At 38.7% G+C, this 17,703-nt stretch carries 16 protein-coding genes; 13 read left to right on the top strand and 3 right to left on the bottom strand.

All coding sequences use genetic code 11. The annotated features are described in order from the left end of the window. Positions 1–94: 94 nt before the first annotated feature. A complete protein-coding gene (locus tag ACYVF1_RS29090; protein WP_461085654.1) occupies positions 95–595 on the bottom strand; it encodes a hypothetical protein in 501 nt (166 codons plus the stop codon). 304 nt (positions 596–899) lie between these two features. Here ACYVF1_RS29090 and ACYVF1_RS29095 point away from each other — a divergent pair, with 304 nt between their 5' ends. From ACYVF1_RS29095 to ACYVF1_RS29115, 5 genes are all read left to right on the top strand, one after another. Continuing rightward, positions 900–1,175 carry a hypothetical protein gene (locus ACYVF1_RS29095; protein WP_461085655.1) on the top strand — a complete coding sequence of 92 codons (276 nt, stop codon included), beginning with the start codon at positions 900–902 and terminating at the stop codon, positions 1,173–1,175. 202 nt (positions 1,176–1,377) lie between these two features. Further along, the gene (locus ACYVF1_RS29100; protein ID WP_461085657.1) at positions 1,378–2,070 is read left to right on the top strand and encodes a recombinase family protein; all 693 of its coding nucleotides are present in this window, start codon (positions 1,378–1,380) and stop codon (positions 2,068–2,070) included. Between the two features lie 426 nt (positions 2,071–2,496). After that, positions 2,497–3,456 (top strand): hypothetical protein, encoded by a 960-nt coding sequence (locus ACYVF1_RS29105; RefSeq protein WP_461085659.1) that lies wholly within the window; start codon positions 2,497–2,499, stop codon positions 3,454–3,456. 552 nt (positions 3,457–4,008) lie between these two features. Next, positions 4,009–4,386, top strand: a complete 378-nt coding sequence (locus ACYVF1_RS29110; RefSeq protein ID WP_461085661.1) for a hypothetical protein — start codon at positions 4,009–4,011, stop codon at positions 4,384–4,386. Positions 4,387–4,508: 122 nt separating this feature from the next. Next, positions 4,509–4,715 carry a hypothetical protein gene (locus tag ACYVF1_RS29115; protein ID WP_461085663.1) on the top strand — a complete coding sequence of 69 codons (207 nt, stop codon included), beginning with the start codon at positions 4,509–4,511 and terminating at the stop codon, positions 4,713–4,715. A 668-nt stretch (positions 4,716–5,383) separates the two neighbouring features. Here ACYVF1_RS29115 and ACYVF1_RS29120 read toward each other — a convergent pair. Further along, positions 5,384–6,862: a toll/interleukin-1 receptor domain-containing protein gene (locus ACYVF1_RS29120; protein ID WP_461085665.1), complete on the bottom strand. Its 1,479-nt coding sequence runs from the start codon at positions 6,860–6,862 to the stop codon at positions 5,384–5,386. A 207-nt stretch (positions 6,863–7,069) separates the two neighbouring features. Here ACYVF1_RS29120 and ACYVF1_RS29125 point away from each other — a divergent pair, with 207 nt between their 5' ends. The 4 genes from ACYVF1_RS29125 (at position 7,070) to ACYVF1_RS29140 (ending at position 9,414) form a co-directional block, all read left to right on the top strand. Further along, positions 7,070–7,729, top strand: coding sequence for a recombinase family protein (locus tag ACYVF1_RS29125; protein WP_461085667.1), 660 nt, complete (start codon positions 7,070–7,072; stop codon positions 7,727–7,729). Positions 7,730–7,815: 86 nt separating this feature from the next. Next, positions 7,816–8,079: a hypothetical protein gene (locus ACYVF1_RS29130; RefSeq protein ID WP_461085668.1), complete on the top strand. Its 264-nt coding sequence runs from the start codon at positions 7,816–7,818 to the stop codon at positions 8,077–8,079. Continuing rightward, entirely contained in the window at positions 8,076–8,489 is a 414-nt protein-coding gene (locus ACYVF1_RS29135; protein ID WP_461085670.1) for a PIN domain-containing protein, read from the top strand. Before ACYVF1_RS29130 ends, ACYVF1_RS29135 begins: the two co-directional genes overlap by 4 nt. Before the next feature lie 28 nt (positions 8,490–8,517). Continuing rightward, positions 8,518–9,414 (top strand): DUF4238 domain-containing protein, encoded by an 897-nt coding sequence (locus tag ACYVF1_RS29140; RefSeq protein WP_461085672.1) that lies wholly within the window; start codon positions 8,518–8,520, stop codon positions 9,412–9,414. A gap of 358 nt (positions 9,415–9,772) precedes the next feature. On the opposite strand, the gene ACYVF1_RS29145 is transcribed toward ACYVF1_RS29140, so the two are convergent. Next, complete coding sequence (locus tag ACYVF1_RS29145) at positions 9,773–9,967, bottom strand: transposase (protein ID WP_461085674.1); 195 nt, start codon at positions 9,965–9,967, stop codon at positions 9,773–9,775. Positions 9,968–10,012: 45 nt separating this feature from the next. Here ACYVF1_RS29145 and avs1a point away from each other — a divergent pair, with 45 nt between their 5' ends. Genes avs1a through avs1c (ACYVF1_RS29165) form a run of 4 tightly spaced genes read left to right on the top strand, consistent with a single transcriptional unit; the run spans position 10,013 to position 17,541 of the window. Further along, entirely contained in the window at positions 10,013–11,206 is a 1,194-nt protein-coding gene (gene avs1a / locus ACYVF1_RS29150; protein WP_461085676.1) for an AVAST type 1 anti-phage system MBL fold metallo-hydrolase Avs1a, read from the top strand. Next, positions 11,203–17,040: a S1 family peptidase gene (locus ACYVF1_RS29155; protein ID WP_461085678.1), complete on the top strand. Its 5,838-nt coding sequence runs from the start codon at positions 11,203–11,205 to the stop codon at positions 17,038–17,040. The genes avs1a and ACYVF1_RS29155 overlap by 4 nt, the downstream gene beginning before the upstream one ends. Then, entirely contained in the window at positions 17,037–17,282 is a 246-nt protein-coding gene (gene avs1c, locus ACYVF1_RS29160; protein ID WP_461085680.1) for an AVAST type 1 anti-phage system protein Avs1c, read from the top strand. Before ACYVF1_RS29155 ends, avs1c (ACYVF1_RS29160) begins: the two co-directional genes overlap by 4 nt. After that, complete coding sequence (gene avs1c, locus ACYVF1_RS29165) at positions 17,269–17,541, top strand: AVAST type 1 anti-phage system protein Avs1c (protein ID WP_461085682.1); 273 nt, start codon at positions 17,269–17,271, stop codon at positions 17,539–17,541. The genes avs1c (ACYVF1_RS29160) and avs1c (ACYVF1_RS29165) overlap by 14 nt, the downstream gene beginning before the upstream one ends. Positions 17,542–17,703: the final 162 nt, after the last annotated feature.

Here is a 17,703-nt window from a genome sequence, read left to right on the forward strand (position 1 = left end):
ACTACAACGATCAAAGAACATCCATTGCCTTAGAAAAGATGTGTAGCAGAGACGGTGTGGTTCTTACTGAAATCCGTCAATCGCGCAAAATCTGTTAAAATTCACTGGGTCTAAAGCCCCGAGCCAATAAATAATTGATCTGTTTGCTCCCCTGAGCTTCCATCCAATGGGACATAGTAAGATAATCGATATTGAGTTCATTTGCCCAGTATCGAAGCCAGGGGGTATATCGGTTGGGATTGATGTTGCTCCCCGACGGGGTAAGAATGATCGTAGCCAGCCCCATAACGATCGTGCGTTGAAAGGTGGGCATCAGTTTGAGTTGAGAACTCCAGAAATCATTACCAAATTGAGCATACTGAGTTAGCTCCGCTGAATTTACATCTAATTCATCCATCAGCTGGGTCATATAGGGGGGCGGCCAACCCAGTTGAGAAATATCTTCATGAAGGGGTTTTTCCGGTTCGCTTATTAGCAGGCGAGTCTGGAAAGCCAGTGCCAATAACCCAATAATGGAAACGTGCTGAAGATGGCTCTGCTGGAAGAAACTCCGCATCAAGGAGTGATGAGGCAAGGGTAGTAGATCGTCCACCATGGGCAAAGGGTTTTACATAAATAAAGGGGAATAAAATTAGCTTTAAGCGTTGACTTTTGGGGTGGCTACTTGGGCAGTCCGACTGGACGGTTGCATCCCGGCCGTTAGCTGTGCGGTTAACCGCATTTTGGCCGTGCCACGGTGGCCCCGTTTTTCCATGCAGGTCGTCTTACCACTTGCACACATTAAATAGGTTATCTTGTTTTGGTAATGGGAATTGACATAATAATCGCTGAAATCAGGGCCTAAAAAAAAGTGATAAATAGGCCCATCTCTGTTTCAGTGTGAACAATAAATTTCTCAGTTGGGCGTTTTATATCTGTTACGTTTCTTCAGCCTCATTGGTCAACCCAGTGGGGCTTTTTCGTTTATCGCTTACTTTTGGGGCATGGAAGTGCAACCTGATCAACCAACTCCGCAAGCTGATTTGATAAAGATCCAGAAACAGCGCCTAGAAGACGCCACTGATTTCTTGAGCATCTGTGATCGCCTATCGACGGGTTATGATAGCGGCTACTATTGGGAAGATGTGCAACGAGCTTTGCGCATTGCCGCTGGCTTAGAAGAGTGGCCAGATTAACTCTCTTTCTCTATAGTATATTCTTTCTCTCCCCTCCTATTATTCTACTAGTAGAAGAAGTATCTTAAATTATAAATTAATTGATTTATATATCTTTATAACAGTAGGTAGAATGTCGAGTCATGGATTTCACATTTATTAAACGACCGTTTGTTAAATGTGAAAAACATCTATCTTTACCCCAGAATTCTCCTTTTGTGCCGTGGAACATCTTTTTGGACACAAACAGTACGTCGCTTACTATCGGGTCTCTACTCAACGCCAGGGCGCTAGCGGACTAGGCCTTTCGGCTCAGCGTACCAGTGTCAGTTCGTATATATATAGTAAAGGGGAAATAATAGCTGAGTTCACCGACATCGAATCCGGCAAGAAGAACAACCGCCCCGAGTTACTGAAAGCAATCGCTTATTGTAAACAAAATGGAGGAACGTTGCTGATTGCCAAACTAGACCGGCTGACTCGCAACGTAGCCTTTATCTTTACCCTACGGGATTCGGGCGTTGAGTTTGTATGCGCCGATATGCCGGAGGCCAACACACTTACCATCGGCGTCATGGCCACCATGGCCCAGTACGAACGCGAAGTCATCGCCGAGCGGACTCGCAAAGCACTGGCTGAGAAAAAGCGGCAGGGCGCTCAGTTAGGCACGCCCCAAAATCTAACGGCCGAGGCTATCTCCAAAAGCCGACAAGTTCGCCAGCTTGCTGCCCGCCAGGATGAAAACAATCGCCGGGCGGCTACCCTGGTGCGCTCCTTACGCCAAACGGGCCAATCCTGGACTCAGATCGCTCAAACCTTGAACGAGAATGGATTCCGCACCCGACGAGGTAAGCCCTTTCGAGTAATGCAAGTGCAACGGGTCATTGAGTTGATGGATTCACCAAATAATCAATAAGTGAATTAGGTCTTTAGTGCAAAACGGGCCCCCAAAATGAAAATAGTCCCATAAAATACTGATTCTGAATATTGTAAAGAAAACGGCCGTTTCCTTTACTTCCCCTGAAATTTGTGAGACGTAAGTTTTTAAGCTAATTATTGGGCAAGTAACCCAGTAAAGTAATCAAAATTAGCTTTGTTTAGTCATTGACGAGATACTTGCCTAACCACCAATTTCCCTATTTTCATTTTAGCCCCGTTTTGCAGTGCAGACCATTTATCAAAGTTCCAGTATCAAAGGCCTCTCGGAGAAAGTTTATATAAAATGTAAACATAATTTGAGACTGCTTGAACCGAGGTCATAATTCTTTCAATATCACTTTTGATTTATCTATTATATTTTATTTTTGAAAAAAACCTTGGTTTATAAATAACATATTTAAACGTGGAAAATTCTGAGAGTAATAAAGAAAAAGAACCACTCTTTTCGCTATCAAATGTATTTTATACCTTAGGACTAAACCCAAGATCTAAACCTTATACAGTACCAGGTTTCGTTATTGGGCTTCTTGTAGCAACACTTTTTTTAAAAAATAATCCTATTTTCACCTTATTAGGAGTTTTATCTAGCTGGGGTGTCCTAATTCTTCAAAGATACTACTATCGAACAAGAGGCAAATCTTTAAATGAAATAGAGAAAACTATGGTATTGACATTCATGGGTGTTCTAGTTTCATTAAATTTCGCTTATATAAATTATGGATTATTAATACTAGACCCAAAAAGTTATATAGTTCTTAGTCCAGACACAGCTTCTGTATATAGTGAATTTAAACTTGACTCCACAAGGTTACAGGTCGATAAAAATATTTTCAGTGAAGTTTTACAATCTGTTAATCAGACGAAAATAAATTATATAAAGATTAACCCAACTATAAAATCTGACGAACATTTAAAATTTAATCATTATGCACTTGGCATTAAAAACGATAAATATACTCTGTATTCTTACATTGGTAGTGATAGTGAAAATTCAAGTACTATAGGGCGTTTAATGGTGCATAGTGACAGTTCGAGTTACATTGCAAGTGGAATTTATTCTTTTGATCCTAAGCTTTTTGACAAAAATGAAATAGAAAAACAACTACTAATAAAGCTTATTAACAGTTCATTATATGAAATTAAGAAAAATATAAAAGAAAAAAATGATGATTTTGATTACATCCGCCAGTCGCGGTTAAAATTTTCCAATATCGTTTATCAATACACAATGGATCTATTTAATAGAGATCCAAAATATTTGAAGCCTAATTCAGGTCTTGCTAAGGCATTAGATTTAATATACGCCATTATAAAATATTTTTTCTTGACGATAATTATCAAAACGCTTGCTCAAAAGAAGTAGATTAGTTGCTTGTCAATGATAATTTCTTCGCATGACTTATTTCAAATCATTTATTTATTACGAATTATTCTCTTTTCATCAACAACCGAGTCCCTTATTTTTGTGCAATAAGCTACAAACGAAGGGTCAAATCCATTGTTTAATACCACTGCATAGATTTCGCTATCACCTAATAGTTGTTTTAATTGGTGCTGAAGGGTATGGTAATCATAATTGCTATCTACCATATCATTTTTTAAATGTTGGTATGTTAGCTCCAATGTACTTAGCCAAAGAAAGGTACACCATTTTTTTGGTTGAATCAAATGGGCTATTAGACTCGGCGAGGTCAAGAGTTTTTGGCCATGAGTGTTAAGCGGCTTGATGAATAGACAGTATAGAATCAGCCATAATTCTTTGATTAATAAAAGTAATAAGGGATAGTTCTGCCCAACTCGATGAACAAACGTAGTACAATCGCTACCACTATGGCTCAGTGCCTGTACTAGTAAACGACGGTGAGCAACTCTTATGAAACGCGAAATTTACTACATTAACACCGATCTTTTCCTGTTGGCTCCCTATGACTTGGCTCCACTGGCCGAGGCTCTGATGAGGCATGGCGTGCTCTACTCGCTTCACGTTGGACCGGCGCAGAACGGCTTGTGGTCGGCCAGCTTCGAGACAAGTGGATCCTGCTCAGAACCTGACCTGAATATCGGTGTCATGCTCATGGCAATTGATGGCTTGGACGAGCCATCCCGTAAGCTGTGGGCAGCCTGCACCCGTCGCGAATTCGATATCGGCTATCAGTGCGGAGAGGAGCCCAGGGTGTTCAGTCAGCATCTTTCGACCCATATACTGGCCAGAATTGCCGCCGTTGGTGCGCGTGTGGTGCTTACGTTCTATTCGGTCGAGCAGCATCCGGGAAGTATACTGGATGCGAAGTAGGTCATTAAGGGGTTACTTTGCCGTTGCGCTGGGCCGCGCAACGGTGGCCGCCGATGCCATACGAAACGGCAAAACCATTCTGAATTATAAATTAATTAGCAGACTCGTATCTCCAGTACTTCATGAAGAAAAACCATGAGTTTAAGCTTGACGACTTGGTTACACTGATTGACCCGCAGGCTGCTCAGGAATTAGTTGCGGCTAACGGTGAAATTGACTGGCCTGTTCCGGTGATCAGTCAATATGGGCAGCGGGTGCACTGCTGGAACAGCCAACGACGCGAATTTACCATCACCCTGAGTGCGACTGAGATTAGGAAAGTGAATTGACTGGAGCGTTTACCACCCAAGGGGGATAGAAAGGGGAATAATAGAATTAGTGTATCTACTTCATACCTCCCTTTCCAATTATATGAGCTTTCGCTGAACCTATCAGCTATAGCTAATAACTAATCGTTAGGGCTGTTCATCGATGGAAAATCCAAATCTTTAAAATTCTGATTATCAATAGAATACTTGATTGGCGTTGACAACTGGTAGTAAAGAAGTTCAAATCCAATAACGACCGTCATGGCTTTGTTACATTAGAAATTATAGATCGAATAAGACTGACAGGATGACAGAGGAGGGTATAATATCCCATTATCCCTCAATAGCTAATCAATTAGTGGTAAAGCCGAGTCATTTCAATTGGCGATAAGTTGAAAAAATAGATCTTAGGCGGAGAATAGGCTGTTAGCTAAGGCGAAAATTTTTATCAGTGAAGCCGAGCGGCTACGGTAAGACCATGTGGCAAACCGGCGACCGGCTGAAAGGAGAGGCTGAAACCAACATGAAATAATCAGCTACCCGTACTGACCTCTGAAAATGTCTTGGGTAGAATTGGAATTATTGCGGAAATTCTAGTACAGAGCTAGCTATAAAATAATTCAGAGAAAGATACCAAGCAAAAAGTAATAAAATTTTGGTTAATACATAGAGTTTTCCTTAACACATTTTTATCGTTCAGTTGCCAATGTTTCTGGTCTTACGATCTGATTAATATTGATTGTATCACGGTAAGCTCTGGAACCTATAAAATTTTTATCGTTTTCTTCAGATAATTTTGTTTTTAATTCCTGTGGTGTTTCTACGCCAAGCAAACCTTTGACTTTATCAAAATATCGTTTAGAAACCAATTGAGTAAAAAATTCAAGATCGACATAGTTTTGACTTAGATAAGTCAAGGGTACCCACCGCTCATCATAATAGTTATCAACATTACTTTTAATATTATACTCGAAGATGAAATAACAAAGAACATCAGCCGAAATAAGTATATTTTTAGGTATTATTTCTGAGATACGCTCAACTAAAAGAACGCCCATTGGATAGCTATAGTCAATGTTTTTCAGGCGTTTGTAATAAACATCGATTGAGTTAATCGGATTATAAAATAAGCCAAACGCTAATCGTTTACTGGTAAAATATGGATTCGAGCTACTCGCTTGATATTTAGAATAAAGTAACTCTTCAAGTAATTTATATTTCTCGTTTTTTAATAATAATGCTGTCAAACTTAAGAAAAGCTCGTGAATAATAAACTTATAATGGTCGAACTGTACTTCATAATATGAACCACTTCCGGTATGTTGTGCGTGCTGAGGTAACTTATTAAAAAACTTTATCAAAATGTCCACATCAATCTCATGGCCATTTTTGGTTATTTTATCAAAGAAAGATATAAAATCATTTCGTAAATTTTTGTACTCATTCAGTAAATTGATAATTTGCTCACCACAGAATAAGTTAGTTAGTTCTTCAGGCTTAGGGATTTTAAACTTGAAAGTTATAAAAACCTTATAGAATTCATCTAAAAATTCCTCAATTGCTAATTTAACACGTTCTGGTTTTTTACTAAGTAATATATCAATTCCACGAACTAAATAGCTTGTTTTAAAGCTATCTGTCTCCTCATCTTCTTCTACAAGGAATTTAGGTAGTGTCCCCCGTTTAGGTCTTCTATGAGCTGGCTTGTTGACAATATCCCTCATTAGATCTTCAAATCCCTCTTCAAATTCATCATTATTAGAAAAATCAAGATAGACCCGTCCAGCTAAAAAAGCTGGCATATATGGATGTCCTTTATCATCACGTTCCCGTACGATAGGAATAAATTTTTCCTGATCAACCGCTTCGTAGATCTTATGGCTGATTATCAATGTTTCTGTTCCGACCCCGCCGCTTCTTTTGTCTGCCTTCTCGGTATAGCCTTTATCTATAATAATAAGAACCTTGTCAATATCTGGAGATTTAACAGACATCTCCATGAAATGGTATTTATCATGTCCTCTCTTTAAATCCCACTTGTCGAGTACAACACGAAAACCTGCTAACTCCAAACGTTTGGCTAATTCAACCACCCAGTCCTCATGTTCGGGGGTTGTCCAACTATATGAGATAAATACGGCAGGTTCTTTTTTTAACTCCACATCCATGATGTATATAAGAATCAATTTAGGCACGAATGACAAAGATACTTGCACAGAGTGAAAGGTTATATCCTAGCTACATATCGAATTCGCTGGTAAAATGTTGTTTTGATCATTTATGGCATTTTATAGACGCTCGTTTATAAAACGCCATAAAGCACTATATTTGATTCAACCAGCCGTGGAACACCTACCTTCGGTAAGGAGCGTATCATGAATTACATCTGCTATTATCGAGTATCGACCAAAGCGCAAGGACGATCCGGCTTGGGCCTGGGCGATCAGCAAGCTATTGTCAGCCGGTATCTGCGAGAAGGGGACCAAATCAGATCTGAATTTACTGAAATCGAATCTGGCCGAAAGAGTGAGCGGCCAAAGCTGGTTGAAGCAATCCGGGCTTGTCAGCAACATAAGGCAAAGCTACTTATTGCCAAGCTTGACCGGCTAAGCCGTAATGTTGCCTTTGTAATGACGCTGAGAGATTCGGGCGTTGACTTCGTAGCTTGTGATCTGCCCGATGCCAATACATTAACAGTAGGTATGATGGTGACCTTTGCTCAATATGAAGCGGAACGAACTTCTGAACGTACCCGCGCTGCCCTAGCTCAGAAGAAAACTCAGGGGTTCAAACTAGGTAAACCGGAAAACTTGACCTTGCAAGCCATTCAAAAAGGAGAAGCCATTCGGGTAGCCAATGCTATTACGAACAAAGCCAATGTCCAAGCTACAGAGCTAGCTACCCTATACCGAAACAAGGGCATGACCTATGCTCAGATTGCGGACAAGCTGAATCAAACCCACTACCAAACCAGGCGTAGCAAGCAATTTGATGGCAAAGCCGTGTATCGGCTCCTTCAGCGAGTAGGTTTGTGAGGCCTTTACAAAGCGGCTAGAACCCGATAAAATGGAAAAGCGTTATATTGGCACCAATAAACACAAATACGGATACTGATAAAACCATGCAAACTACTTACCATATAAAGCCTAATCAAGTAGATGATAGCTTGATGAAGGCTATAAGAGAGCTTTTCAAAAATGAGGACGAGCTAACCATAACTGTCTCTTCAGAAAAGAAACCTGAAGCTGTCATAACTTCAGAAGAAGAAAAGGAAAAGCTTTTCTATAGTTTGTTCGGAAGCTGGGAAGGGGAAGAATCCGGGACTGAACTAGTAGAGCAAATTTATTCAGCTCGTGTTAGCGGGACTCGTGACATAGAACTATGAGTCAGTATTTACTAGACACAAATATTTGTATTCATTTTATCAAAGGCGAGTACGATTTAGGAAGTAAAATTCAAAAGGTTGGTTTTCAATCCTGCTATATATCGGAAATTACGATTGCTGAATTACTGTATGGAGTTGAGAACAGCGCACCTGATCGAAGGTCTATAAATCTTCAGAGAGTCAAAAGTTTGAGGGCATCATTTTCCGAGCGTGTAATCCCCATAAGTGAATGCTTAGAAGAGTATGCTAATCAGAAAGTCCAACTAAGAAAAATTGGCCGACGCGTTGAAGATCTAGATATTTTCATTGGGGCAACATCAATAGTCAAAGGGTTGATTTTGGCTACTCGTAACACAAAGGATTTTATTAATATGGAAAATATCAAATTGGAGAACTGGATTAATAGCTGATAACTTACCACGTTTATTATTTGTTACTATGAAAAGCAAAAATAAACCTAAGCAACAGCATTATATTCCAAGAACCTACTTGAATCAGTTCCGAATCGCAGAAGTAGAAGGAAGTTTCACCTACTGTTACGACCTATCGAATAAATACAGAAAAAATATTCAAAAAATAGGCCTTAATCACGCCACGTTTAAAAGGAATAAATATTATCATCATTCATCTTTGATAGATCCATACTCTATCGAAACAGCTTTCTCAGAAATTGAGAATGATTATAATCGTATAATTGAAGTAATTAGCTCGGAGAAAACTATTGGTACGGAAACGGTAGAGTTACTAATTGAATGGATTTTTGTTTCAAGAATGCGAAGTCCACTTATTAGAAATAATATTGAGAATAAACTACTATTGTTAAATGCTTTCAATAAAAATACTGATTATCAATCTATTATAGAAGAGTCAAAGATAGAACACTTGTCTATTTTCTTTGACCCTCATAAATTTAGTTCCACAATGTGGCCGTTCATAAGTGGAATAAATGCGAAGAATTGGAAAATATTAGCAGCTCCAAATGGCTATTCGTTTTTAGGCTGCGACAATCCTGGATTTCTGTTAAATGCAAATCCAGAAACATACAAGAAAGAACTATTTAAACAGTTTATCGAAGTAGACGCTGATTCCTTAATATATTTTGTTTTATCTAATAAATACTGCTTGGAGATATGTTACTTTGAACAGGGAACACCACTGGATAAGTGCGCTATGAATATGGCTATAGAATTTGAAGAAATTTCTGTTTGGCATTTAGACCTTATTAATCATGGCACTTTTTTCACTGCTGTTGATGTAGTGTTTTGTGACAATAGAGAGCAGTTAAAGTTTATAGAAGATTTTGGCAAAACATACTCATCAGAAATTGATGAGTAATGTAGAAGAAAATGAAAAGCATAGGGGTAACAAACCTGCAACGCTCGTTCTTGGTTTGTTACCCCTATGCTTCTTAAGGTGCTTCGCCTTGGGTAGCTGCATCGACATCGGCTACCCAAAGCCGTCCCTGTGTGTCTACCACGAAGGTACGTTTACGCCCATTGACCTTCTTGTGAGCGTCAAAACCTCGCCATTTACCGATTATGGGAGCAAGCTTAACCGATTGTGTATCAATACTTACTACCGAAGGAAAGTTTTGACGTTCTACTTGCTGTCGGTCGAGTTGGTTAAGGGCCGCGTTAATGTGTTCAAAATAGTCGGCCTTTTTCCAGCGATCAAAATAATAGTATACGGCCTGCTAGTGGGGGAAGTTAGGCGGCTGGTTTCGCCATTGACAATCGGTACGTAAGATCCAAAAAATGGCATCCGTGATGGTACGTAATTCGTGTTTACGCTTACGCTGAAGGTCAAAAAAAGGCGAAATTGCGGCCCACTGGTAGTCGGTCAGTGGTTGCCACTGAGTAGTTATTACTTTGTTTCTTGGTCGATACAAAGTTGACTCGGCTACCAGTCCTTGTCAATTCCCTAACACGTTCTTATGTTAATACTAATTAAAAGTTATCCAGCCAAAAACGGAGATTGTTTCTTAATAAGCTTTGGGGAAACTGAAAAAGAGCGAAAGCATTTGCTTATTGACTGCGGTTACGTTGATACTTTCCAAAAGTATCTAAAGGATGATCTAATAAAAATTGGCAAGAACGAAGGAACCCTTGAAAAATTAATCCTGACACATATTGACGCTGACCACATTCAAGGAGCAATAAGGCTTTTAAAAGATAACAATGCCAAAAAATTTATAGCAATAAAAGAAGTTTGGCATAACACATATCGTCATCTCAGTGGGCAAAAGGAAGGTGAAATAAGTTTAAAGCAAGAGCGAATTTTACAACAGATAATCCGAAGAGGATATATCCAAAGCGAAAGCAAACAGGGAGAACAAGGAATTAGTGCAGAGCAAGGAACAACAGTGGGTGCATTACTGCTGCAAGGAAAATATTCATGGAATAGCGACTTTAATAATCAGGCCGTTTGTATTGAACAAAGGCCAGAAATTGAACTAGATCCTGATACTAATATCTATCTTCTCTCCCCTGACAAGCAAAAGTTAGAAAAGCTGAAAGATCTTTGGACTGATGAATTAAAAAGGTACGGCGATAATTTCAATTCGGGCAATTCGCAATTATATGATGACGCATTTGAGATGCTTGTGTCATGGGAGCAAGAGAAGGCTAAGGTATCCCCAAAGCCAATTTCCGCCACAAAAGAAACGCTCGAAGAATTATTAAAAACACCTTTTGATGAAGACAAAACGGCTACAAATGGCAGTTCTATTGCCTTTATTTTACAGTTTCAAAACAAAAGAATACTTTTTCTTGCCGATGCTCAACCTGGCTTGATAGTTCAGTCCCTTAATGAATACCAAAACGAAGGCACAATAATCTTTGATTTAATAAAAGTTTCCCATCATGGCAGCTTTGGTAATATCAGCCGTGAATTGTTAAATAAAATTGATTCGGAAAGGTACCTTATATCTACTAATGGCCAAAAGCATGGTCATCCGGACAAAGAAACTATAGCACACATCATTACCAGGAAAGCGGATTTTCATAGAAAACTATATTTTAATTATATCACTGCTAATTCAAAATATTTTGATAGGAAAGACTGGACGGGTAAATATAATTACTCAATCCACTACTTAGATCAGCAGCCTTATACACTAACATTATGAGCCAAAAAATATTAAACCCAAAGCAAATAGAAAGAGCAACTGTGCAGGTCACTTGCGGAAACAAGTCGGGCACAGCCTTTTTTGTTGCCACCGAAGGAGATAAACAAATCTTACTTACATCTGAACATAATCTGCCTGAAGGGCAACCGGTAAAGCTATATTTAAATGAAAAGGAAGTAGACGCGGAAATCCTGGAAAGAATATCAGATCGTGATGTTGCCATACTGAAGCTTAAAAATAAACCTGCAACTATTATTCCTGCCCTTCCTTTAAAAAAAACAGAAATTCCTTACGATGAAAATTGGGAAACTTATGGGTTCCCAACACAAAGGGTGGAATCTGGTGGAAGGTATACTGGCAGCGTCTCTCGGACTAATAATGGCACAAAATGGGACGTGGATTTAGAATGTGAGCAATACAACAATCTCGATCAATTTGATGGATTGTCCGGCTCGCCGTTAGCAATGAACGGGCATGTAGTAGGAGTAATTGGCTACGATACCGTAGGGACACTTGGCGCAACAAGTATCAGTAGTATTGCCGAGATCTTGAACAAGCACCATATCATGGTCACTATTGATAAAGGGCATGCTATACCAGATTCGATAGAAAGTGATATATCAGACACTACGCCCAATGAAGAAGTATTGCAAAAAATAAATGATGTAGTTGCAGCGCAAATTGATGGGAGCTATTTTTTGGTGAGTGGCAGCCCGGGGTCAGGCAAAACTACACTAGCTGCTCAATTGGAGTTGGAGGCTGGCAATCATATTATTAGCGACCGTTTTTTTGTAAAGGTTCCGGAAAGCGAAGAAATTCCGACACAAATCAGGGCGACACCGGATTTCTTTATGAGATGGGTAGAAGAAGTTTGTCACCGTACCTTGTATAACAGTCCGCCACCTAAGCCCAAGGCTGAAAAATCATTAAATGACAGGATAATAGACATCCACCAGGCGATACAGCAGTTATCCTTGCATTATCAACAACAAGAGAAAACAGCCTTTTTGATTATAGACGGGTTGGATGATGTTGGCGAATCCCAAATAGAGAACTTTCTCTCCGTGTTGCCTGCTAAGTTGCCACCCCACATCAAGGTGATTTTATCATGTACATCAAAAGAGTTATTACCTAATGTATTCCAGACCACAATTGATGCATCAAAAGAAATTAAGGTTACACCACTCTCCATTCAGAATGCGGAAAAATATCTTTCCGAGCATGTAAAAGAAAAAGGACTTAATACAAATCAAATAGCCGCACTGGCAGAAAAATCAGAAGGGCATCCTCTTTATCTAAGGTATTTGACCAAGTATATTTTAGGAATGGACGAAATACCTTCCATTGATGATTGGATTAATTCCATTCCTGTAATTGGCGGGGAAATAGAAAACTATTATAACAAAATCTGGCTGCAAATAAATGAACATCCAGATGAAATTTGGCTTGCAGCTACTTTATCCAGATTAAGAATACCGGTAGATAAGAAAACTTTATCAGAAATACAGCCCGAGGCTACGAAACACAGTTTCCTGCCAAGTTTTAAGAAAATCGAACACTTGTTGAGAGACAATGAAGCAATAAATATCTATCACACTTCTTTTTCTGATTTTGTAAATAAAAAGACTGCTGAATTAGACGAACAGGTACATAAAAATATAAGTGATTACATTCAAAAACACCCTCAGACAAACTTTAGTCTGTCTGAAAAAGTGTATCACCTGGCACATGGAGATGAGCAAAGCAAAAGAAACGCATTAGACGAGTGCAACCAGGCATGGATTGATGACTGTGCATTGAATAGTATTAATCCTGATATTGTTTTGGTAGACGTTAAAAATGTCATTGGTCTTGCTGCTGAATTGGGAATAGCGCACAAAGTCATTTCTTTATTGCTTCTTTCGCAGCGGGTAAATTTTAGGTACAATACACTCTTTCAGGAAAACGCCATTTTTCTTGTAAATGCTTTATTGGCTTTAGGCAAACCGGAAGAAGCGATAAGGTATGTTGTACGCAATAAAACGCTAATCACTGCTGATGGAGATGCATTATACCTTCTACAAAAATTTTATGAGTATGAGGCAGACGAAGAAGCTGAAATTTTATTGAATGCGATTAACCAAACTTGTAGAAACATAATTGAGAATGAGTTAGACGCTGGTTCTTTTAATCGTTTTATTAAACTAAAATTTAGTGCTGTTACCCTGTCTTCAAATTCAGATTTTAAAAACGCTTTTCGTGAATTCGACCATATTAAGAAAGTAACTATAAAGCTGATTGAAGATAATGGAAACCCAGAGGAAGTAGTTCACAGCTTTAAGGATGAGGTTGGGGCATATAATGGAGGATACTTTGTTTGGCGTTTTAATATTCCTCCAACAACAAAGAAAATCGAAGAAGAGCTTAAAAAGTTCAAATTTGATAATCGCTCAAGTGGATTTATTGCCCTGGTAATTCATCAAGCCTTAGAGTTTCAGGATAAAAGTCCAAAAAGAAAAACGGCTGATAATATCCCTGCCTGGATAGAGGATTTAGAATACGTGATTGACAAATATGGTACTCATCCTGACTATTATTTCTTTCTGCTTTATATTTTATTGGGCAGATCTAAGAGGTTTGATCTCATCGAGAACCTATACAAAGACGTCTTTCCAGGTACCGAAGAATTCGATTTGCGAAAAGAAAATGGCGTTGACTTAAATCATCAATCCATACATCGGTTTACACTCAATGCAGAATGTCTTGGGTATTTTGATACTGTAGACCAGTATCCGCCACTACCACAATATGGCTACTCATCCAATTGGGAAGAAAGTATAAAATCTGTTTTTAAGCATTTATGCTTTCTGGCAGGAAAAGTAAAACGTTATAAAATTGATGGCAGGAATGAAGAGGTCAAACAGCTTCAGAGTAAACTAACTGCTTTAATTGAAAAGTTAATTCCGGACTTAAGGGATAGGATGAATTGGAAGAGAAGTTATGCCCTTCCTGAGTTGATTTACCCGGTCATCTACAAAAACCTGATTCATTTATTAATAGATGCTTTTCCCGATTATATTCCCGTTTTTGTTGAGCAGATAGTCAATAAGAAGCCATATCAACTTGGACTCTATACCGAAGGTTATACCGATAGCTTATTTGTTGTTGCCAGGGAATTAGCTAAGGAGGTCAAACATGAAGTGTCGGCTTTCAAAGTAGCAAAAGTCTTAGAAGAGCATATTGTAAACACAGTAGAAAATAGATGGGAAAGAAATGAATACCTGTTGAGATTAGTAGAATTGTATGCGCTCCTGAAGAATCATGATAGAGCTAAACAAGTTTTCAAGGAAATGATTAATACCTCAATGGGGCCGTCATGGTACAAAGAAGCTCAGTTGGGAATAATCAATACTGCTGTTTCAAATATCGTTCCTAAAGATGGCAATCTTTCCTACCTGCAGAAGTTCGCAGCACATCTTCATAACGCATCTGGTGAAATGACATTTCAACGATATGTGAAACAGCAACAGGAAGAGTTTGTCGGTGACCTGGCTAAAGTCGGGTTTTTAAATAAGTCAATAGAGTACTTTAAGCACTTGTTGCTTCCGGATCACCGAACGGTTATTGCTAATGCTGAGTCGGGGACGGTTGATATGCCTTACATAGGCGGGGGATATGTGTTAGGAGCCAGGGCAATTGAGGAGCAGAGTGGTATAATGGACATGCTGCGGAATACTGAAGATTCAGGTTCCCTTATCGTTTGGGGACTCTGTGAATTGTTTATGCTTGGAGATGATAGATACATTAGAGGCTATGCAAAGATTCAGGCAGGTATTCTAAACCATTTGGAAAACAGCGATCCAGGAAAGTTAGACATAGTATTTAAACGCCTGGCTCGCTTTGTAGTAGCTGAAATAAGCGATGAATTTCGATACGAGTACCTACGGGAATTGTTTAGTGAATTGAGTGTTTCAAATTTCGAGAAGGTGAAACCGTATTTAGAAGCGGTTGGAATGCAGCCAACTGAACCCTCAAAAGAAGAAACTGAAGATGAAAGAGAATCTTCGACGCCTAAACAAGAAGAGAAAGATGCCCTTGACGATCTAATTATTGCAAGAGAAGAAGCACAGAGGAAAATTGAAACAGAAAATAAGAGCGGTGCAAGAAAAGTAATAGTCGACGCACTGCAAAAAGTTCAGGATGAAAAATATGGCGTATGGTCATTTAACTATTCCAATAAAATTAATGACATAAGAAATCTTTTTGCGGAAACGTACGATAACTCAGCAGAATTTATCAAAGACATAAAACAACTGATTATTAATGAGCCCTATTTTGAAGAATGGGTAATTGCCAACCAAATTATTTCATTGCTTCGGAATATAAATGATGAGAACGAAAAGCAGTTGATCTTAGAAGCTGTCCTGGAACATATTAATTTGATGGTGAGGACTGACCAGCATTTTTATGACCGGTATGAGTGGCTGAATAAAGGAGCCGATAAAGTAAACATAGATGAACAAGATGATCATTTACTAAAATTCCTTATTTGGTTTTTAAATCATCCGTCATTAGTTGTAAAAAATCGAGTTATTGAAACCTTGGTTTGGCTCGGCTCCATTAACCCAGGCATTGTTTTGCGAGCACTAGTGAAGGAAATACTTTGTGAAGGCTATAGCATTTCAAAAGAACTCTCCGCTGCTATTATTCATCAGCTCTCAAATGTAAGTCCTGATAGTTTTGCAGAAAACCTGAAAGTTGCTTTGGAAGAAAAGGAGCAAGAGCTATTGAAGCTTAATCACTTTATGATAAGGGAGGCCATTCTCGCATCTCTTATCGAGCTTAAAAATAATGGCATTGCTGATCTGGATGAGTTGATTGCAAAGTTGGAGCGAACTTTTGCTGCAACTAATAAGAGCAAAGGTGAAATAGTGCTTGAAGAAGAATTTTTGGAACCGTTAAGCGACTCCATATATGAACTTAATGAGTTAAATATTTTGACCAAACAGTTTGCTGAAACATTGGTGGGACAGGTAAAAGCATTAGTACCACTCTCCATTAAAGATAGCAGGAAAGCGAGTGAGTATATTGATCGAAGTTTTAATGATCATAACGACATTTCACTTGTTTCGGATTTTGATGCTCTTTTGAGATATGCTTTAAATGTTGCTGTGTGTTCTTGCACAACACTCAGTAACAGAGAGAAGGTTGCTGATATATTGCGGTTTTATCAACCAACTTTCCCTGAAAACAAATTAACACCTCAGTTTAATAGCAGTAACGAAAATTTTGAAAATGCGGTAAAGGATTTTATTAAAACTGGCAATATTGCTTTTGACAAACTGTCAGTTAACAATGATCTTCCGTTGAATTACTATGCTACAGAACACTCGGAATCTCGGCGAAGCATTAAAGAGAAAATAGAGCTCACCGCCTACCTGATCCCAGTAGCAAAATTCTCTGCAAAACGCTACCCTTATCCTTTGCCGACTTTTTCTGCGAATGGTTACCCTAGTAGTGTTTCTGAGAAAGAAGAAGATGTAATTCCGTTATTTATCAAGAGTGAATATGCGGGTAATGTTACTGGAAGTGAGTTAGTACCGGCTGTAATGACTGCCACTCTAAGTACTCTAATTCCAAATCTTAAAGACAATACTCAATCGGTATACTGGCGTAAAGGAAGAAATTGGGATAATAGAGCACAGGGGGTTGCTGAAAAAACAGGTTATTATACAACCGTAACGAAAGACAAAATCGAAACGCTGAAAGCCGGGTATAAGCTTATTTGGCAAGTATCTTTTGGATATAAATTCAAATATATTGATGTGTTTGAACAAAAGGAGATAGTAAGATGATTACACCTAACAAGAGAAAGGAATTTGAAAGGCATATTGACATACTTACTGAAAGCATTGAAAGGAAAACATTTCACTTACCGCCTAGTCGCAGGATGCTCAATAGCTTGCTGAACGCAAAACAATTGCCGAACAGACGTATTAATTTTTTGACTATTGACGAATCCACACGACTATTAGCTAATTCATTGGCAAATTTCGACAGACCAGAATTTAAAAGCCGAAAAAATGCCGAACAGTAGAAGGGAATTCGAACGTAATATGCATTTGCTCAAGGAAAAATCAGAAAAAGGGCAGATACACATTTCCAAATCAAGCATAAGATCAATTAAGGGACTTTTGAATGCCCGGTACGCGCCCAATCAAAGGGTAAACCTTCATACAATTAATGAAATGGCTCGACTAATGGCGAATACCGTGACACAAATGAGTCAACAAAAAGAATTTAAATCAAAAGAAGATGAAGAAGACGAAATACGGGATGTCCCCACCGAAAACTAGAAAAGAATTTGAGCAAAATCTTTTCCTGTTAGTCCAAGATACTCATTGAATACTGGAAAATGGCGACAATGATTTACTTAGAAATTTTTTCTGGGCCGCTTATCCGCACATAAAAAACATCAAAAATCATTCTGATGGTAGACTGAATTTTTAACAATAGAT

The organism is Spirosoma flavus, assembly GCF_054778555.1.

Bases quoted from the DNA above. Each gene is read 5' to 3' on its own strand.
- ACYVF1_RS29090 (WP_461085654.1), bottom strand. From the start codon at position 595: ATGGTGGACGATCTACTACCCTTGCCTCATCACTCCTTGATGCGGAGT.
- ACYVF1_RS29115 (WP_461085663.1), top strand. From the start codon at position 4,509: ATGAAGAAAAACCATGAGTTTAAGCTTGACGACTTGGTTACACTGATT.
- ACYVF1_RS29120 (WP_461085665.1), bottom strand. From the start codon at position 6,862: ATGGATGTGGAGTTAAAAAAAGAACCTGCCGTATTTATCTCATATAGT.
- ACYVF1_RS29125 (WP_461085667.1), top strand. From the start codon at position 7,070: ATGAATTACATCTGCTATTATCGAGTATCGACCAAAGCGCAAGGACGA.
- ACYVF1_RS29130 (WP_461085668.1), top strand. From the start codon at position 7,816: ATGCAAACTACTTACCATATAAAGCCTAATCAAGTAGATGATAGCTTG.
- ACYVF1_RS29135 (WP_461085670.1), top strand. From the start codon at position 8,076: ATGAGTCAGTATTTACTAGACACAAATATTTGTATTCATTTTATCAAA.
- ACYVF1_RS29140 (WP_461085672.1), top strand. From the start codon at position 8,518: ATGAAAAGCAAAAATAAACCTAAGCAACAGCATTATATTCCAAGAACC.
- avs1a (WP_461085676.1), top strand. From the start codon at position 10,013: ATGTTAATACTAATTAAAAGTTATCCAGCCAAAAACGGAGATTGTTTC.
- ACYVF1_RS29155 (WP_461085678.1), top strand. From the start codon at position 11,203: ATGAGCCAAAAAATATTAAACCCAAAGCAAATAGAAAGAGCAACTGTG.
- avs1c (WP_461085680.1), top strand. From the start codon at position 17,037: ATGATTACACCTAACAAGAGAAAGGAATTTGAAAGGCATATTGACATA.
- avs1c (WP_461085682.1), top strand. From the start codon at position 17,269: ATGCCGAACAGTAGAAGGGAATTCGAACGTAATATGCATTTGCTCAAG.